The 1046-nt window shown below is 72.0% G+C and carries 1 protein-coding gene; it reads left to right on the forward strand.

The window, feature by feature from the left end; all coding sequences use genetic code 11:
• Positions 1-1046 (forward strand): ComEC/Rec2 family competence protein (locus RT567_RS17175; protein ID WP_313577381.1); only part of this gene is annotated, 1046 nt, incomplete at both ends.

A 1046-nucleotide genomic window follows, 5' to 3' on the forward strand; every position in this document is an offset into this window, starting at 1 on the left:
CCGCCGATCTGGCGCCGCCGCCCTGGCGCGTGCGGATGGCGATGCGGGTCAACGCCATGCGCTACGCCCTGGCCGAACGGATCGTCGCGCGCCTGGGCGAGCGGACAGGCGGCGTGGCGGCGGCCATGACCACGGGGCACGAGACCTGGATCCAGAGCCCGGATCTGGACGCCATGCGGGATTCGGGACTGGCGCACATTCTGTCGATCTCGGGTCTGCATATGGCGGTCGTCGGCGGCTTCGTCTTCTTCGCGGTGCGTCTGCTGGTCGCGGCCTGGCTGTGGCTGGCGCTGCGCGTGTCGGGCAAGAAGGTCGCGGCGATCGCAGGCCTGGTCGCGGTCGGAACCTATCTGGTTATTTCGGGTTCACCGCCGCCGGCCGAGCGGGCGGCGGTGACGGCCTCCATCGCCTTTCTGGCCGTACTGGCGGACCGGCAGGCGGTAACGATGCGGGCGCTGGCGGCGGCGGCTTTTGTCGTGCTGTTGCTGCGGCCGGAAGCCGTGGTGACGCCGGGGTTCCAGATGTCGTTTGCGGCGACGGCGGCTCTGGTCGCCCTGGTTGAGGTCTGGCCGCGCCGTATCCGCGAGTTCGCCGCGCCCTGGCCCATCGTCGCGGTGCAGAGGTTCGGCAGCTGGCTGCTGGCCGCGTGCGCCGCCAGTCTGGTGGCGGGCATGGCGACGGGGCCGTTCGCCATGCAGCATTTCAACCGCACGGCCGTCTATGGGCTGATCGCCAATCTGGCGACGGCGCCGCTGGCGGACTTCATCATGATGCCCGCCCTGGCGTTGGGCGCGGCGCTGGAGCCGCTGGGCCTGGGCGCGCCCTTCCTGTGGCTGGCGGGCAAGTCGGTGGACGTCATGCTGGCGATAGGCCACTGGGCGGCGGGCCTGCCGGGGGCGGTGCAGACGATCCCCAGCGCTCCGGCGGCGGCCCTGCCGATCGCCTTCCTGGGCATTCTGTTCATGTGTCTGTGGCGCGGGCGGTGGCGATGGCTGGGGCTGCCCTTCGCGGCGGCTGTGCTGATCTGGCCGCGCCCGGCGCCGCCG

Origin of the sequence: Brevundimonas sp. (assembly GCF_032107865.1) — a bacterium.
Classification (GTDB): Bacteria; Pseudomonadota; Alphaproteobacteria; order Caulobacterales; family Caulobacteraceae; genus Brevundimonas.